Genomic DNA, 15,529 nt, shown 5'->3' on the forward strand with positions numbered 1-15,529 from the left:
CAAGCGTTCATTGATAAAGCTCCTTAAAAATAATGAGACACCATTCCATGAAAAATCTAATCTATGTAGATGATGACACCAGCCACGGTGGCAAGGTACTTACCGGTTCGGACCTCATCAAAGTGGGTGGCCGTCGCGCTGCCCGCATCGGCGACCGGGTGTCATGCCCAGAGCACGGTGAGAACGACATTATCGAAGGCTCTAGCAATATGAAAGACGGCGGAATTCCACTCGCTCGGGACGGTGATCACACCCGGTGTGGTTGCGTTCTGATCGCGTCATCGAGCGGCGCGAGAGTGCGGTAAATGCCGGTTGATTTTGCCCGCGTGCCGCCGAGAGTTATTGTCCCAGAAGCGCCGCGCCTTTCCTGGCCGTTGTGGGCACCGCTCTTCGCAATCGTGATGAGTGCCGGAGTCGCGCTTTCCGTCTATATCCTGCCGCCGAGCGGAACGTCCAACGGTCCGTGGTTCTGGATCAGTGTTATCGCGTATCCCGCGATGGCGTGGTTATTCCTTTTGTGTTGCTGGCTGGGTTGGCTTCATGCTCGACGAAGCACCGCAGAAGCCACCAACCATGTCAATGAGCGTGAGCTGCAGAAGTGTCACCAGCAGGCGAGCAAACCTCTTGCCGTGCTTGGTCACGCTTGGTACTTTTCGGAAAGCGAAGAGAAAAACGGGATTGCCGGCCTTGTTGACGGAAGCTTGAAACTGGAACCTCGCGTAAGTCTGGCTGATCCCGACACCGATGTAACCGCGCGGTGGATAGACATTCCAGGGCAGGCGTTCTACGCGGGCTCCGAGGTCGCCGAGGATGCGCGTTGCATAGCTACCTTCGAATGGCTCTTATTGAGGTTGGTCGGCAAGCTTGCTAACGATTTACGCTTGCTACCGGCGTCGATCACGTTGCGGGTAACGCTGTCTATTGCGGAACCGATCGATGCCGAAGCCGCAGGTCAGCTTTTGCGCCGGATGCTCATTGAGATGCGGTTGAACGCGGATGTAACAGTTGAGGCGATAAATGAAAACGTGTCGTTGTTTCAGATCGACGCTTGGCTAGACAGCAAAGATGCAAAGCTTGCACATCTGTTGGTGGCCATTCAGTTACGCAGCGCGGTCAGTGAAGTACTCGCAGCAGGCTCGGCGGAGGCAGGCGTAGCACTTCTTTTTGGCCTACCTTCGCATGCGCAAACGTCAACCGTACATGTACATCGTCCTTCGAAGGGCGCTCAGGATGCGATTGACTCAACGCTCGCTCTTGCTTCGCGCTGGGGCGCGAGTCGAGCGCCTGAATTCAAAGCAGCTTGGGAGAGTTCTGTCTCGCCACCCTTTCGGACAGCCATTCAGTCGTCGTCTGAGTTTGATCCGAATACTTCGCTAATAGGCTTGGACACGAGCGTAGGCGATTGCGGTATCGCTGGCTCATGGTTGGCGTTGGCTCTGGCTTCACAGCAAGCGCTGAACACCGGCGAACCGCAACTTGTTCTTGTCCAGGAAGGCGAAGAACTCATTGCACTCACCTGTAAAAAGCAAACATGAAAGAACATAAGCCGGTGCCAGTCGCGCTGTTCATCGGCGTCGGGATTTTTATCGTCTTCCTGGCAGCCGAGCTTTTCGTTTGGTTCCAGGGGCAGTCGCGCGGTTGGTCGCGAGATGCGCGCATCATGATCGAGTTGTGTCTTCTCTCGGGTCTGCTGCTGTGCCTGATGCTTGTGAAGTACTTCGAAGCCGTCACCCTCTGGGTGGCGTCGCTGCACGCGATGCGATGGCTGCAGCGCTACGACCACAACCATTCCACGAAACCGGGCAGCGCGCCCAGCGAAACCGCGCCTACAGCTTTCGCCAGCCTCCGCGATCGTCTTCGTTCGGTGCACGGTTATCGGTGGGGTTATCGCGACCGCTGGTTGCTGGTGTCCGGTGATGACCTGTTAATTGACAGACTTGCGCCAGGCCTAAGAAAGAATGGTTATACGATCCAACAGGGTACAGTTCTGCTGCACGCGGGAAGCGGCGGCCAAGAATGGCTCAAACATATCCGCAGAATGCGTCGTCATCGTCCAATCGACGCGATGGTCGCAGTTATCTCCGCCAGTGAACTAAGCACGAAGGCGCCGGACACTGAAGCACTCGATACCGACGCTCTCGTCAATCGTCTGGCGCAGCAAAACCGAACGCTCGGTTTCTCCGCGCCGGCATATGTATTGAACGCGGTGGACGTCGACGGTTCGGTTCCTGCGCTGATCGAGCCTGTTATGTGTTCCTGGTCGACTCGTTCCAATAACGCACGCGGGGTCGAAGCGTCGCTCACCGATCTGTCTGACTGGCTCGCCGATGCAGGCGTGCAACGTCTCAGTGAACGCAATGATGAAGTCTGCCTTGCGCAACTGTCGCAACAGGTAGCTCGACGCGCGGAGGCGCTGTCACGTCTTGTCTCGCAGCTATGCAACTCGCGGACTTGGCGCACGGAGGTGTTCGGCGTAATTTTCACACCCCTGTTCAAACAGCAGCCCACCGACGCCACTAACGTACCCCATCTTCCATCTTCACTCGCGCAACCAACATGGCATGCCATCGCTGCCCACAGCCGGACTGTGCGTGGCCGTCACGTTGGCTTTTCGTTCTCACGCGTCGCGGCATGGAGTGCACTCGCACTCGCGGCCATATGGATCACAGGCACACTGATATCCGTAGCCGCCAATCGCGACGCTATCCAAACCGCTTCCACGACGATCGAAAAACTCGCGGCACCACATGACGCAACCCAAGCCACGCAAACCCTCGACACCCTGCAAAACCAGATCGCCACGCTCGAAGCACGCCAGCACGATGGTGCCCCGTGGTACTCCCGCTTCGGTCTGAACCACGACGCTGCACTGTTAAGCGCCACGTGGCCAGCCTACGAAGCCGCAAACAACCGCATCCTGATACAGCCCTTACGCACCAAGCTGGAAGCCGATCTACGACAACTCGGCTCACTCACGGATCAGGAACTGGCGAGTGGTGGCGACGCGCAGGTTAAAGGCGCCTACAGCACCCTCAAGTCATACCTGATGTTAGCCGAGCCTCAGCACGCCGATTCGGGCTTCCTGATCCCTCAATTGCTGGCTACAGATCAACCTGCACGTCCGGAACCATCAACTGTCAACCCGGGCGACTGGCGCGACCTGACGCAGCGTCTCGTGGCGTTCCATGCGAACCACCTACGCCAACGCCCGTCACTCGCGATCACACCCGACGCAACGTTGATCAGCACAGCCCGTCAGACGCTTGTGAGCGTGATGGGTCTGCAGAACTCTACCGACACCGTCTACCAGCAGATCCTCGACGAAACCCGTGTCAAGTACCCACCCGTGTCATTGCAGTCGCTATTGGGCGACACCAGCAGCCGAGGCGTCTTCACAACGAGCGAAACCGTACCCGGCGTCTACACGCGGCAAGCGTGGGACGAGCGCATCGGCAAAGCTATTGATGACGCCGACGAACAACGCACAGTCACCCGCGACTGGGTGCTCTCCGATACACCAACACCAAGCGCAACCGCATCCACCGCGTCACTCAAGGAGCAATTGCGCCAACGCTACTTCGCCGACTACGGCCGTGCCTGGCAGCAGTTCCTGAACAGTGTGCACTGGCAGGCGGACACCTCGTTATCCGGCACTGTCGACCAACTGAGTCTTTACGCCGACCCACAACGATCGCCGCTATCGGCGTTGTTCAAGGTGATCGTGTATCAGGCCAGCACGGGCGCTGCGGGGCAATCGCTATCGGATACGCTCGTCCGCAAAGCCCGGTTGCTGGTGAATGGTGGCGACAAGGATAAAGACCCGTCTAACGCCACCAGCGAACCCGAAGCACCGCTTGCGTCGGCTTTCGGTCCGCTGCTGCGCGTCGCGGGCAGTGATCTGGCGACGACTGGCCCCGCCAAGGCCGCTGCTGCTCAACCTGCCAACACATCCGATATCAGCCTGCCGCGCTATCTCGAACGTGTCACTGGAGTACGTCTCAAGCTCCAGCAGATCATGATGAGCCCCGATCCCGACGCCATGTCTCGTACAGCAGCGCAGGCGATCCTGCAGGGAAAGACATCGGATATCGGTGACAGCCGTGACTATGCAAGTCGTGTTGCCGCGAGCCTTGGCGAGCAATGGTCGGGCTTTGGCAACGCTGTCTTTCAGCGACCGCTCGATCAAACCTGGGATGTGGTTCTTCAACCCGCTACCGCGAGTCTGAACGAAACGTGGCGAACGGCCATTGTCGCGGCCTGGAACAAATCGTTCGGCGGCCGTTATCCGTTTGCGGACTCGGACAGCGACGCATCGTTACCCGAAATGGCCCGCTTCCTGCGCGTGGACAGCGGCGTGCTCTCGCAATTTGTATCGACGCAACTCGGCGGCATCATCGAGCGACAGGGCGACCAATGGGTGGTCATGCAAGCCACTGGACGCAACACGCTCAGAGTTGATCCCGAGTTCGTGAGCGCATTGAATCGGCTCACGCGGGTATCGAACGTCTTGTTCCCAACAGGCGACGCTAGCCTGCGCTACGAACTGCGTGCTATCCCCACACCCGGAATTACGGACGTAAAAATCGCGCTGTCAGGCCGTGATTTGCACTACTTCAACCAACGCGAGGAGTGGACGCCGTTTGTCTGGCCGGGTGACGCGCTGGAAAACGGCACGCGTATAGAGTGGCAGACCGAGCAGGCGGGTCCGCGCGTGGCGTTCGACTTCGCGGGACGTTTTGGGCTGATTCGCTTGCTCGAACGGGCAACCGTGTCGCAGCAAGACGGCGCCCGTTACTTGTTGCGCTGGCCGTTGGGTAAGGAGGCGGAAGGCGTCGTGCCTGAAGCAATGGTTTCGCCGCAGGCGCCGGTCGCGAAGGCGAGCTCACCCGAGCCGTCGAGGCGCACGATGCCGCGCGAGAATGACGACTGGGCCGCTCGGATCCGGACAAGCGTTACCGTGCCGGAAGCAGCCTGGAAACCGGACGAAAGCAGGGTTAGCCGCCCATCTCCGCAGCCACTCGGACCCGTGAAGCCGCGCTTTTTGCAGGTGCAATTGCGCAGTGAGGTAGGAGCAGGTCCGCTCGATGTCCTGAAGCTTCGTCATTTCGTGTTGCCAACGCGGATCTTTCTGCGCAGCGACGCGGGTGGCCGTCCTATACCCATACCCACTGGACCTAATCCACCGCCTTTGCCAGTGACGGCGATAGAAGCGGCGAAACGCGCTTCAACGCCACTCCCTCGCGGTGCTTCGCCGGACATCGAATGAACCTCTTTCGCTGTCCCGCATAAATCGCTGCAGGCCAGCATTGACCGAGAATGAGCGCTGCGATGCAGCCGTAACCGAACCTAAGGATCCCAAACAAATGGATGACGCTATCCTGCGTTATTACGAAGCCGAGATGCGCTACCTGGGCGAGGCTGCGAAGGAATTTGCCGATGCCCACCCGGACCGCGCCCGCATGCTGAATCTTGATCGTGTCGGCGATCGCGATCCGTACGTCGAGCGGCTGTTCGAGGGTTTTGCGTTTCTCACCGGCCGCTTGCGCCAGAAGCTGGATGACGAACTGCCCGAGCTGACTGAAGGACTAGTCAGCTTGCTGTGGCCGCACTATCTGCGCATGATTCCGTCACTATCGATTCTAGAGATGACGCCCGCGCCCGAAACGCTGCAGAAAACCGAGCGTGTTCCCCCGGGCCTGGCGGTACGCTCAGGCAAGGTCGGAAGCAGCGGCGTGCAGTGTTTGTACCGCACAACGCAAGCCGTGACGCTAATGCCAATCCGGCTGACCGAGGCGACACCATCGGTGCGGCACGATGCCCGCTCCGTCATCCGCTTCAAGTTTGAAATCGATCGGTCCGCTCGTCGTGAAGCACTCGATTTGTCGCGCATCCGGCTCTATCTCAATGCCGATTTGCCGGTTGCGTTCGCGTTGCATCTCGCGCTCACACGTCAGGTGCAATCACTTTCGTTGCGGATACCCGAAGTGCACGACGGTGTAGCGACGCCGCTAAAAACTGCCCGGATCGAAGCGGCGGGATTCTCGGCAGAGGAGCGCTTGTGGCCGAAGGCCGATATTGCATTCTCGGGTTATCAACTCCTGCTGGAATATTTTACGTTCCGCGAGAAATTCCTGTTTGTCGACTTGTGCGGCCTGAGCATGAACGCGTTGCCGACAGACGCCTGGAACTTTGAGGTCGAGGTGCTACTCAACGAAAGCTACCCGGTCGATCTTCGGTTCACCGCAGCTAACGTACGGTTGTTCTGCACGCCGATTATCAACCTGTTCGAACTCGACGCCGAGCCCGTGCGGATCGACCATCATGAAACCGAGTATCGCGTGAAGCCGATGCATCACCACGGTGACTTCGTGGAAACGTATTCGGTCGAAGCGGTAGAGGCATTCGATCACGATACCGCCGAACGTTTCGAGTACGTGCCGTTTTCGACATTTCGGCATCGGGGCGGCATGCTCCGCCATGAAGCACCGGAGCGTTACTTTCATACGCGCGTCAGGCAAGGCGTAAAGGGTTTGTTCGACACATGGATCATTCTCGGCGGTCACGCGTGGGAATCGATGCCGGATCTGCCTGAGGAGACATTGTCGTTGCGAGTAACGGGTACCAACGGCATGCTACCGCGCAAAGGGTTACGCGAAGCGAGTATCAACGAACTGGTCGCGAGTGCACCAAACGTCGGGCGTGTCCGCAATCTTACGTCGCCTACGCTGCCGGTTTATCCGCCGGTGAATGACCGCTTCCAATGGCGCGTGCTGTCGCATCTCGCGCCTAACTTCTTGTCGTTGATGGACGCAGAAGTTTTGCGCGGGGCGCTGGCGTTGTATGACTGGACGGGGGACGAACTTAACCGCCGTCGTCTCGCGGGTATTCAGCATGTATCGCAGAAACTCTTGCGCAAGGTGATAGGCGGAGGCATCGAGCGAGGCGTGCTGATCGAGGTGACACTCGACAGCCACGCTTTCGCGGGACCCGGCGACGTGTACCTTTTCGGTGAGCTATTGCACCGGTTTTTTACGCTGTATGCCGAGATCAATCTGTTCACTCAACTGGCGATAGTCAGCTTGCCTTCGGGGAAACGCATTGAATGGGCGGCAAGTCATGCGGAGCGCTCGCCGCTATGAATACGCCCGACATGCCTGATGCAATGACGCCACTTGTGGGGGCCCTTCTCGCACGCGCACCGCAGATGAACTTCTTTCAGTTATGCCAACTTCTTGAACGTCTGATGCCGGAGGGCATGAGCCTTGGCGCGCGTGACACGCCAGCTGGCGAGACGGTCCGGTTCCGGCCGTATCCCAAGGTGGGGTTCCCGGGTACTGAACTTGCCGGCGTGGAATTCGATCACGAGCGTCCGGACCGGCCGCCTAGCATCCGGACCACCTTCCTCGGACTGTACGGCGTGAATGCGGTCATGCCGCCGCATCTGATCGACGACATCGTGCTGAGGCGGGAAGGGCACGAGGAAGTCATGTCCTTTCTCGACCTTTTTAATCACCGGATTGCGACACTCTTTTATCGCACCTGGCGCAAGTATCGGTATCCGTCGGGATTTGAACGGGGCGATGACACTACGTCGCGTGCGCTGTTGTGCCTCGCGGGCTTTGGCATCGGCGACAAGGCAGGCAGCGCGGGTTTGTCTGGTGCGCGCGTTCTTGGATTGCTCGGTCTCTTGACCCAGCGTACGCGAACCGTGGAGGGGTTGGCAGGCGTGGTTGCGCTAACGCTGCCCGGTGCCGGTGTAAAGGTTGATGAGCGCTTTCCTGTATGGGTGAGACTTCACGATCAACCAGGACTACGTTCGGGTGGTTCATTGGGCGCGCCGCGCGAAACCGCTGGACAAGGCCTTGGTCAAGGGCATGTTCTGGGACGGCGTGTCAGGAATCGCGGCGAGGCGGTCCGGCTTACGTTGCGTCCCTCAACCCCCGAACAGGCGCACGAGCTCTTGCCCGACGCGCCGCTTTATCAAGAGTTGATCGGCATATTGCGTGTGTACGTGGGTAACAAAGCGGACGTCGTGCTGCGTATGGAAGTATCCGCCGCAGTTGTGCCGGTACTAAAGCTGAGGCAGCCACACGCTCACGCACTCGGTAAAGGCCATCAGGGTCGCCTTGCCTGGACCACGCTATTGAAACCAGCCAATGACCGTGTCATCACCATCCCGTTAGGCCGATACGAAGCGATCCCCACAGAGAATGCTCCGCGTCCGGCGCCCGTTAGCCAAGCTGCATGAACCAGGAGTTTGCATGCACATTATTTCTACCGTAGTGGCCGTCGCCACGAGCCTGAGTCTATGCGCATGCGGCGCTTGGCAGGGCGTTTCCGACACGTCCTCAAGCGCTTATCAAGCCGTGTTTCACAAGCAGGTCAAGATACTGAATGTCGACTTGAACGCGCGTGCTTCGCTGAACCCTGACGAGGCTAACCGCCCAGTCTCCGTAGCCGTTCGCGTTTATCAGCTAAAGGATCGTAAGTCGTTTGATGGAGCATCCTACGACGACCTGTTAAAAAACGAGCGAGCTGTTTTGAGCGCGGACCTGCAAGACGCGGCGGGAGTGGTTGTCAACCCCGGCAGTGCTGCGAGCCTGTCGCAGCCCATGCGGCCGGACACGGAATTCATAGCGATCGTGGGTTTCTTCCGCAACCCGAAGAGTGATCGCGATTGGCGCCGAGTGGTGGCGAGGAAATCGTTATCGACGAGTGAGCCGCTTAAGTTCGATTTGGTCGGGCAGGAGCTCGTTGCCGCTGATGAAAATCCACGGGAGCAACCTGCACGATGACCTCTCACTCACCTCCTGTCGATCAGGATGGCGCTCGGCCGCCTGCCGATTTCGTGAAGCGTGTCGGTCAGCGGTTCCCAGGTATCTGGCCGGAACTAGACCGGCTTCGTGGTGAATTGCTGACCCATGTCACAGACTTTCCTGCCCATTGGTATTTGCCGTTCCATGCAGTAGCTCGCACGATGGATTCGGCACTAATGGAGATGGGCAGGGCGGGTCTGAATCCACCACGGTTTACAATCGCCACGGTCAATCTGGTCGGCACGATTGCGGGGTGGCGCGTCACGCAAGGCGTCTATAGGTTCGACGCCACGTTATTCGATGCCTTGATTACCACGCCCGTTTCTGGACGCTTACCCACGGACTTGCTATCAAGGCTGCCTGAGTGGACGGTCTACATTGAAACACCTGGCATGCAGTGGGCAGGCGAGCCATTGCGCGGAGTGTTCGCGCAGGTCGGCGAAATGGAGGACGGGGCGGAGTGCCTGTATCTCGTGCTTAGCGTCCGACGCCAGTTGTACGGATTTTTGATTCGGCTCGATCAACCGTCGCTTGAGGCCTCTCTTGATTTAGCCTGTCATCCTGAGTCCTGTAGAGAGATCGGCATCAGTGAAAGCGAGGTACGCGAGGTACTGCCGCGCATTGTGTCGTTGCTGCTGTATCTGTGCAGCGAGTCAGCAGAACTCGGCGACGGTACACGACTTCCCGTAAGGCCGACTCCGCGACGCACGAAAAAGGGTGTGCGTATGTTTCCTGCCGAGCGGCCAACAACGTGGGATGTCGGCATGCGAATGGGCGCGGCGTTGCGTTTGGCTTATCGCGAAGACGAGGAGGAACGGGCCGGCGGCAGCGGTGGTCACGCAAGCCCGCGTCCGCATATTCGCCGAGCACACTGGCACACGATCTTGAGCGGGTCCCGCCAGAATCCAACGCGCACACTTCGCTGGCTGCCTCCCATCCCGGTGAACGTTGAACGCGTCGAAGATCTGGTTCCAACGCTCAGGTCGGTTACCGCGGCTGGGTAAGTGTGAAGAAAAACAGCCGTTCGTAACATCACGGACGGCTGTTTTAGTTGGCGCTGGTCAACTGACTAAATCACGTACAAATCTACATATTCATTGACCGGCATTGCTTCGAGCGTTGCCTGATCCAGCGATACCGCGAGGATTGCCTCTTGCTGCTTGGCTGGGAAACGCCGTGCGAGGTTGGTCCTGAACTTCTCGACCAGAAGGGGGATGCCGTCTTCCCGGCGACGCTTGTGTCCAATCGGATATTCGACGACCACCTCGTCGAATTTCGAGCCGTCGTTAAACTCGACCGTGAGCGCGTTAGCGATCGAACGTTTCTCCGGATCGTGATAATCCTTCGTGAATTGCGGGTCTTCCACGCATTCCATCTTCGCGCGCAACGTGTCGATACGCTGATCCTTCGCTATGCCGTCTTCGTAATCCGAAGCGGTCAGGCGACCGTGAATCAACGGCACGGCGATCATGTATTGAATGCAGTGATCGCGATCGGCGGGGTTATCGAGCGGACCCTTTTTATCGATGATGCGAATCGCCGCTTCGTGCGTGCGGATCGTGATCTTCTTGATGTCTTCAACACGCTTACCCGTTTCCGCGAGTTTGGCGTGCAAGGTCATTGCCGCTTCCACCGCCGTTTGCGAGTGGAATTCAGCCGGGAACGAGATCTTGAACAGCACGTTCTCCATCACGTACGAGCCGTATGGACGCTGAAACTTGAACTCGTTGCCCTTGAAGAGCACGTCGTAAAAACCCCATGTTTTAGCGGTCAGAACCGACGGATATCCCATCTCGCCCGTCTTCGCGATCAACGCGAGACGCACGGCGCGGGAGGTTGCATCCCCGGCGGCCCACGACTTGCGCGAGCCCGTATTCGGCGCATGACGATACGTGCGCAGCGAATGACCATCGACGAAGGCCAACGATACCGCATTGATCAACTCATCGCGCGTGAGGCCGATCATCTGACCGACCACTGCAGTGGATGCCAGCTTCACCAATAAAACGTGATCGAGCCCAACCTTGTTGAACGAGTTTTCCAGCGCGATACAGCCTTGAATTTCATGCGCCTTGACCATCGCGATCAAAACGTCTTTCATCGACAGCGGCTTCTTGCCGGTAGCCACCGCGTTACGCGAAAGCCAGTCGGCCGTTGCCAGAATGCCGCCGAGATTGTCGGACGGATGGCCCCATTCGGCAGCGAGCCATGTGTCGTTGAAGTCGAGCCAGCGGATCATCGCGCCAATGTTGAACGCAGCCTGAACCGGGTCGAGCTGGAAAGAGGTGCCGGGCACCTTGGCGCCGTTGGGGACAATCGTGCCGGGCACGATGGGTCCCATCAGCTTGGTGCAGGCAGGATAAGTCAGTGCTTCGAGTCCGCAGCCGAGCGTGTCGATCAGGCAGTTGCGCGCGGTGTCGAGTGCGAGCGTGCTGTCGACTTGAAAGTTGAGAACGTAGTCGACGATATCGACTAATACTCGATCCGGCTCGGGCCGGACGTTGGAAATATGGCTCATGTGTTTAACAGGTCTCCGTAATTTATTTGCGTTTGTTCAACGGCTCGAACTTCAGGTCGTCCGGGCCCGTGTAATTTGCACTCGGCCGAATGATCTTGTTGTCGATACGCTGTTCAATGATGTGAGCGCTCCAGCCCGAGGTCCGCGAGATCACGAACAGCGGCGTGAACATGGCTGTGGGCACGCCCATCGCGTGATACGACACTGCGCTGAACCAGTCCAGGTTCGGGAACATCTTCTTCGCGTCCCACATCGTTGTTTCCAGGCGCTCGGCGATGTCGTAGAGCTTCGTGTCGCCGGCTTCTTTCGCCAGCTTTTTCGCGATTTCCTTGATCACCTTGTTGCGTGGATCGGAGATCGTGTACACCGGATGACCGAAGCCGATCACGACTTCCTTCGCTTCCACGCGGCGACGGATATCGGCTTCCGCTTCGTCGGGCGTCTGATAGCGCGATTGAATGTCGAACGCGGCTTCATTCGCGCCGCCATGCTTCGGACCACGCAACGCGCCGATACCGCCGGTAATGGCCGAGTACATGTCCGAGCCCGTGCCGGCAATCACGCGACACGTGAACGTCGATGCATTGAATTCGTGCTCCGCGTAAAGGATCAGAGAAGCATGCATTGCATCGACCCATGACTTCGACGGCGGAACACCATGCAGCAAATGCAGGAAATGCCCGCCGATGGAATCGTCATCGGTCTCGGTTTCAATGCGCCGGCCGTTATGCGAATAGTGGTACCAGTACAGCAGAATCGAGCCGAGCGAGGCCATCAGGCGGTCGGCAATATCCTTGGCGCCGGATATGTTGTGGTCTTCCTTCTCGGGCAACACGGTGCCAAGCACGGAGACGCCGGTGCGCATCACATCCATCGGATGAGCGGATGCGGGGATCCATTCCAGCGCGGCTTTCAGGTTCGCGGGCAAGCCACGCAAACCCTTGAGCTTGGCCTTGTAGGTCTTGAGTTCAGCGACGGTCGGCAGCTTGCCATGCACGAGCAGATAAGCGATCTCTTCGAACTCGGACGTGCCGGCGATATCGAGGATGTCATAGCCACGATAATGCAAGTCATTACCCGTCTTGCCGACGGTGCACAGCGCGGTATTGCCGGCTGTCACGCCCGACAGCGCGACCGATTTCTTGGGTTTGAAGCCGCCGGTGGCGGGTGCTTCTTTCGCTAACGTATCGCTCATTTGTGTCTCTCTCCTGATAGGGTTGACGCGTTACTTCGCCTGATTGAACAGGGCGTCAAGCTTGTCTTCGAACTCGTGATAACCAATGCTCGCGTACAGTTCCTCGCGCGTTTGCATGGTGTCGAGCACGTTGCTTTGCGTGCCGTCGGTGCGGATCGCGCGATACACATTCTCCGCGGCCTTGTTCATGGCGCGAAACGCTGAAAGCGGATACAGCACGATCGATACATCCACGCTGCGCAGTTCTTCAACGGTGAAAAGCGGCGTCGATCCGAACTCCGTAATGTTCGCGAGGACCGGCACCTTCACGGCATCGACGAATTGCTTGTACATCTTCAGGTCCGTCATGGCTTCCGGGAAAATCATGTCGGCGCCGGCTTCGACGCAGGCACGCGCCCGCTCAATCGCCGCTTCCAGACCTTCCACCGCCAGCGCATCCGTGCGTGCCATCACGACAAAATTCTCGTCGGTGCGGGCATCGACTGCGGCCTTCACGCGATCCGCCATTTCCTGCTGCGAGACGATCGCCTTGCCCGGCCGATGTCCACAACGCTTGGCGCCCACCTGATCTTCGATATGCATCGCGCCCGCACCCGCCTTGATCAGCGACTTCACCGTACGCGCAATGTTGAACGCGCTGGGACCGAAGCCCGTATCGACATCGACCATCAGCGGCAGATCGCAGACATCGGTGATGCGGCGAACGTCGGTCAGGACGTCGTCGAGTGTGGAAATGCCGAGGTCGGGCAAGCCCAGCGAGCCCGCGGACACGCCGCCGCCCGACAGGTAGATCGCCTTGAAGCCGGCACGTTTGGCGAGCAGCGCGTGATTCGCATTGATCGCGCCGACAAGCTGAAGGGGCTTTTCAGCCGCGACCGCGGCGCGAAATTTCGCGCCGGCGCTGAGTGTTGCAGTTGAGCTCATAGATGTGTCTCCGTTGACCCGTCGATACAGCGCAAGTTGCCTGCCAGATTCCAAGGTTCTGATTTTTAAGAGATTAGACCTTCTTCACAGCACCACGAAATTTCATTAATGAAATCATGGATTGCAAAAATGGCGTTAAACTTCACAATCCCTCGTTCAGCCATAAGTCATGAATCCTCCTCCACGCATCTGGGCAGTTGGTATCAGCAAGTTGCGCGACCTGTATCGCGACATCGCGGCGGAGTACGACGGCATTGCGGATCTGCGCATCGTGCCGCTGGGGTATGAGGACGCAGTGCACGAGGTCGAGAACGCAGGCGATGCGCGTCCAGACGTGGTTGTTTCGGCGGGATCGAACGGGAGCTACCTGAAGGCGCGGATCAGCGTGCCGGTCGTACTCGTGAATCCGACCGGCTTCGACGTGATGCACGCGTTGGCGCGGGCGCGTCGTGAAGGCGACTCCGTTGGTCTCGTGATGCACGGCGAAACGCCGTCCGAGCTCAAGCGGTTTTTCCGCGCATTTGGTGCACACGTGGAGTGCGCTTCGTATCTGTCGGCGGAAGACGCGGAGGCCTGCGTGCTCGATCTGCGCGACCGGGGTGTGGAGGCCATTGTCGGGCCGGGACTGGTGACGGAACTGGCCGAGAAGGCGGGCATGAAGTCGGTGTTTTTATACTCGCGCGCGTCGGTTCAGGGCGCCTTTGAAACCGCGCTGGAAGTCGCACGAGCCACGCTCGCGGAAACGCAGCGGCGCCGGCGGCTGGATCAAGTTCTGCAGCATCTGCGTGACGGCGTGATCGCGCTGACCGCCGATGGCCGCATAGAAGCGTTGAGCGGCAAGATGGCCGACATGCTGCGGCTCGCGCCGTCGCAAGCGGTGGGCAAGCGGCTGGCCGATCTCGCGCCGGAGGTGGCCAGCGCGGTGCCGAAGGAGCCGGGTGAATCGCTGGAGACGGTACGCGGGGCGAGTTATGTGGTGCATCGGAATGCATGGGGCGATGCGTCGACGTCGGCGGCTTCCGGTTCCATCATCACCTTCCAGGAGTCGGTGGCGTTACAGCGCATGGACCGCTCCGTGCGGGCGCGGCAACGTGCGCCGCAACTGGTCGCGCGGTATCGGATTGAGGATCTGAGCGGGACGAGCGAGGCGATAGAACAAGTGCGGCAGCGCGCCCGGCGTTATGCGCGAACGGATGCCACCGTGCTTATCCGGGGCGAAAGCGGCACGGGCAAGGAGCTGGTTGCGCAAGGCATCCATACCGAGAGCGCGCGACGCGAATTCGCGTTTGTCGCCCTCAATTGCGGCGCGTTCCCGGAGACGTTGCTGGAAAGCGAATTGTTCGGCTACGAGGAAGGCGCGTTCACCGGCGCGCGACGCGGGGGGAAAGCGGGGCTGATCGAATCGGCGCATCGCGGCACGCTTTTCCTCGATGAAATCGGCGAGATGCCGATGCCTTTGCAAAGCCGTTTGCTGCGCGTGTTGCAAGAACGTGAAGTGGTGCGTTTGGGTTCTACGGAACCACTGCAGGTCGATGTGCGCGTGGTCGCGGCGACGCATCGCGGGCTGAGCGAGCGCGTGAAGGCGGGGCAGTTTCGGGCTGATCTTTATTATCGGCTGAATATCTTGAATCTTGCTTTGCCGCCGCTGCGGGAGCGGTCATCCGATATTGCCGGGCTTGCCGCGCGGTTGCTGTGGCAGACGGGGCGCGTTGGGTCGGTCGATGCGGCGCACGGGGTGCTTGAACCGGCCATGCCATTGCTGGCGGCGTACCGATGGCCCGGGAACGTGCGCGAATTGCAGAACGTGATTGAACGGATTGCGGTGGAGCTGGACGAGATGCCGGGGATGCGAGTCACGCCTGAATTACTGAAGTCGATCGCGCCGGAACTTCAGGAAGACGAAACCGCTTCGGGCCCGGAAACGCTGAAGCAGCGCAGCCGCAAAGTCGAAGCCGATGAGATCCGCGCGATGCTGGATTCGTTCGGGGGAAATCGCGAGGAGGTCGCCCGGGCGCTTGGCATCAGCAAGACTACGCTTTGGCGGAAGTTGGCGGGGCGGTGAAGGGGCCTCAGCGA

The 15,529-nt window shown here is 59.2% G+C and carries 11 protein-coding genes; 8 read left to right on the forward strand and 3 right to left on the reverse strand.

The window, feature by feature from the left end:
* Positions 1-47: 47 nt before the first annotated feature.
* The 7 genes from ACSQ8V_RS20950 to ACSQ8V_RS20980 all read left to right on the forward strand — a co-directional run bounded on the left by ACSQ8V_RS20950 (position 48) and on the right by ACSQ8V_RS20980 (position 9,820).
* Positions 48-305 (forward strand): PAAR domain-containing protein, encoded by a 258-nt coding sequence (locus ACSQ8V_RS20950; protein ID WP_436207012.1) that lies wholly within the window; start codon positions 48-50, stop codon positions 303-305.
* Positions 306-1,535, forward strand: a complete 1,230-nt coding sequence (locus tag ACSQ8V_RS20955) for a hypothetical protein (protein ID WP_436207013.1) — start codon at positions 306-308, stop codon at positions 1,533-1,535. It abuts the gene before it with no gap.
* Positions 1,532-5,266: an ImcF-related family protein gene (locus ACSQ8V_RS20960; RefSeq protein WP_436207014.1), complete on the forward strand. Its 3,735-nt coding sequence runs from the start codon at positions 1,532-1,534 to the stop codon at positions 5,264-5,266. Before ACSQ8V_RS20955 ends, ACSQ8V_RS20960 begins: the two co-directional genes overlap by 4 nt.
* Before the next feature lie 97 nt (positions 5,267-5,363).
* Complete coding sequence (tssF, locus tag ACSQ8V_RS20965) at positions 5,364-7,139, forward strand: type VI secretion system baseplate subunit TssF (protein WP_436207015.1); 1,776 nt, start codon at positions 5,364-5,366, stop codon at positions 7,137-7,139.
* Positions 7,136-8,248 carry a type VI secretion system baseplate subunit TssG gene (gene tssG, locus ACSQ8V_RS20970; RefSeq protein WP_436207016.1) on the forward strand — a complete coding sequence of 371 codons (1,113 nt, stop codon included), beginning with the start codon at positions 7,136-7,138 and terminating at the stop codon, positions 8,246-8,248. The genes tssF and tssG overlap by 4 nt, the downstream gene beginning before the upstream one ends.
* Before the next feature lie 13 nt (positions 8,249-8,261).
* Positions 8,262-8,795: a type VI secretion system lipoprotein TssJ gene (gene tssJ, locus ACSQ8V_RS20975; RefSeq protein ID WP_436207017.1), complete on the forward strand. Its 534-nt coding sequence runs from the start codon at positions 8,262-8,264 to the stop codon at positions 8,793-8,795.
* Entirely contained in the window at positions 8,792-9,820 is a 1,029-nt protein-coding gene (locus ACSQ8V_RS20980) for an AcrVA2 family anti-CRISPR protein (RefSeq protein ID WP_436207018.1), read from the forward strand. The genes tssJ and ACSQ8V_RS20980 overlap by 4 nt, the downstream gene beginning before the upstream one ends.
* 65 nt (positions 9,821-9,885) lie before the next feature.
* Here the strand turns inward: ACSQ8V_RS20980 and ACSQ8V_RS20985 are convergent, their stop codons facing one another.
* The 3 genes from ACSQ8V_RS20985 to prpB are packed head-to-tail and all read right to left on the reverse strand — an operon-like array spanning position 9,886 to position 13,453.
* Complete coding sequence (locus ACSQ8V_RS20985) at positions 9,886-11,334, reverse strand: bifunctional 2-methylcitrate dehydratase/aconitate hydratase (RefSeq protein ID WP_436207019.1); 1,449 nt, start codon at positions 11,332-11,334, stop codon at positions 9,886-9,888.
* Positions 11,335-11,356: 22 nt separating this feature from the next.
* Positions 11,357-12,529: a bifunctional 2-methylcitrate synthase/citrate synthase gene (gene prpC, locus ACSQ8V_RS20990; RefSeq protein WP_436207020.1), complete on the reverse strand. Its 1,173-nt coding sequence runs from the start codon at positions 12,527-12,529 to the stop codon at positions 11,357-11,359.
* A gap of 30 nt (positions 12,530-12,559) precedes the next feature.
* Positions 12,560-13,453 carry a methylisocitrate lyase gene (gene prpB, locus ACSQ8V_RS20995; protein ID WP_436183480.1) on the reverse strand — a complete coding sequence of 298 codons (894 nt, stop codon included), beginning with the start codon at positions 13,451-13,453 and terminating at the stop codon, positions 12,560-12,562.
* Between the two features lie 169 nt (positions 13,454-13,622).
* On the opposite strand from prpB, the gene prpR reads away from it, so the two are divergent.
* Complete coding sequence (gene prpR, locus ACSQ8V_RS21000; protein ID WP_436207021.1) at positions 13,623-15,515, forward strand: propionate catabolism operon regulatory protein PrpR; 1,893 nt, start codon at positions 13,623-13,625, stop codon at positions 15,513-15,515.
* Positions 15,516-15,529 lie beyond the last annotated feature (14 nt).

The sequence above is a fragment of the Caballeronia sp. LjRoot31 genome, from assembly GCF_964253885.1.
Taxonomy (GTDB): Bacteria; Pseudomonadota; Gammaproteobacteria; order Burkholderiales; family Burkholderiaceae; genus Caballeronia.

Coding starts and splice junctions, on each gene's coding strand:
- ACSQ8V_RS20950 (WP_436207012.1), top strand. CDS start 48: ATGAAAAATCTAATCTATGTAGATGATGACACCAGCCACGGTGGCAAG.
- ACSQ8V_RS20955 (WP_436207013.1), top strand. CDS start 306: ATGCCGGTTGATTTTGCCCGCGTGCCGCCGAGAGTTATTGTCCCAGAA.
- ACSQ8V_RS20960 (WP_436207014.1), top strand. CDS start 1,532: ATGAAAGAACATAAGCCGGTGCCAGTCGCGCTGTTCATCGGCGTCGGG.
- tssF (WP_436207015.1), top strand. CDS start 5,364: ATGGATGACGCTATCCTGCGTTATTACGAAGCCGAGATGCGCTACCTG.
- tssG (WP_436207016.1), top strand. CDS start 7,136: ATGAATACGCCCGACATGCCTGATGCAATGACGCCACTTGTGGGGGCC.
- tssJ (WP_436207017.1), top strand. CDS start 8,262: ATGCACATTATTTCTACCGTAGTGGCCGTCGCCACGAGCCTGAGTCTA.
- ACSQ8V_RS20980 (WP_436207018.1), top strand. CDS start 8,792: ATGACCTCTCACTCACCTCCTGTCGATCAGGATGGCGCTCGGCCGCCT.
- ACSQ8V_RS20985 (WP_436207019.1), bottom strand. CDS start 11,334: ATGAGCCATATTTCCAACGTCCGGCCCGAGCCGGATCGAGTATTAGTC.
- prpC (WP_436207020.1), bottom strand. CDS start 12,529: ATGAGCGATACGTTAGCGAAAGAAGCACCCGCCACCGGCGGCTTCAAA.
- prpB (WP_436183480.1), bottom strand. CDS start 13,453: ATGAGCTCAACTGCAACACTCAGCGCCGGCGCGAAATTTCGCGCCGCG.
- prpR (WP_436207021.1), top strand. CDS start 13,623: ATGAATCCTCCTCCACGCATCTGGGCAGTTGGTATCAGCAAGTTGCGC.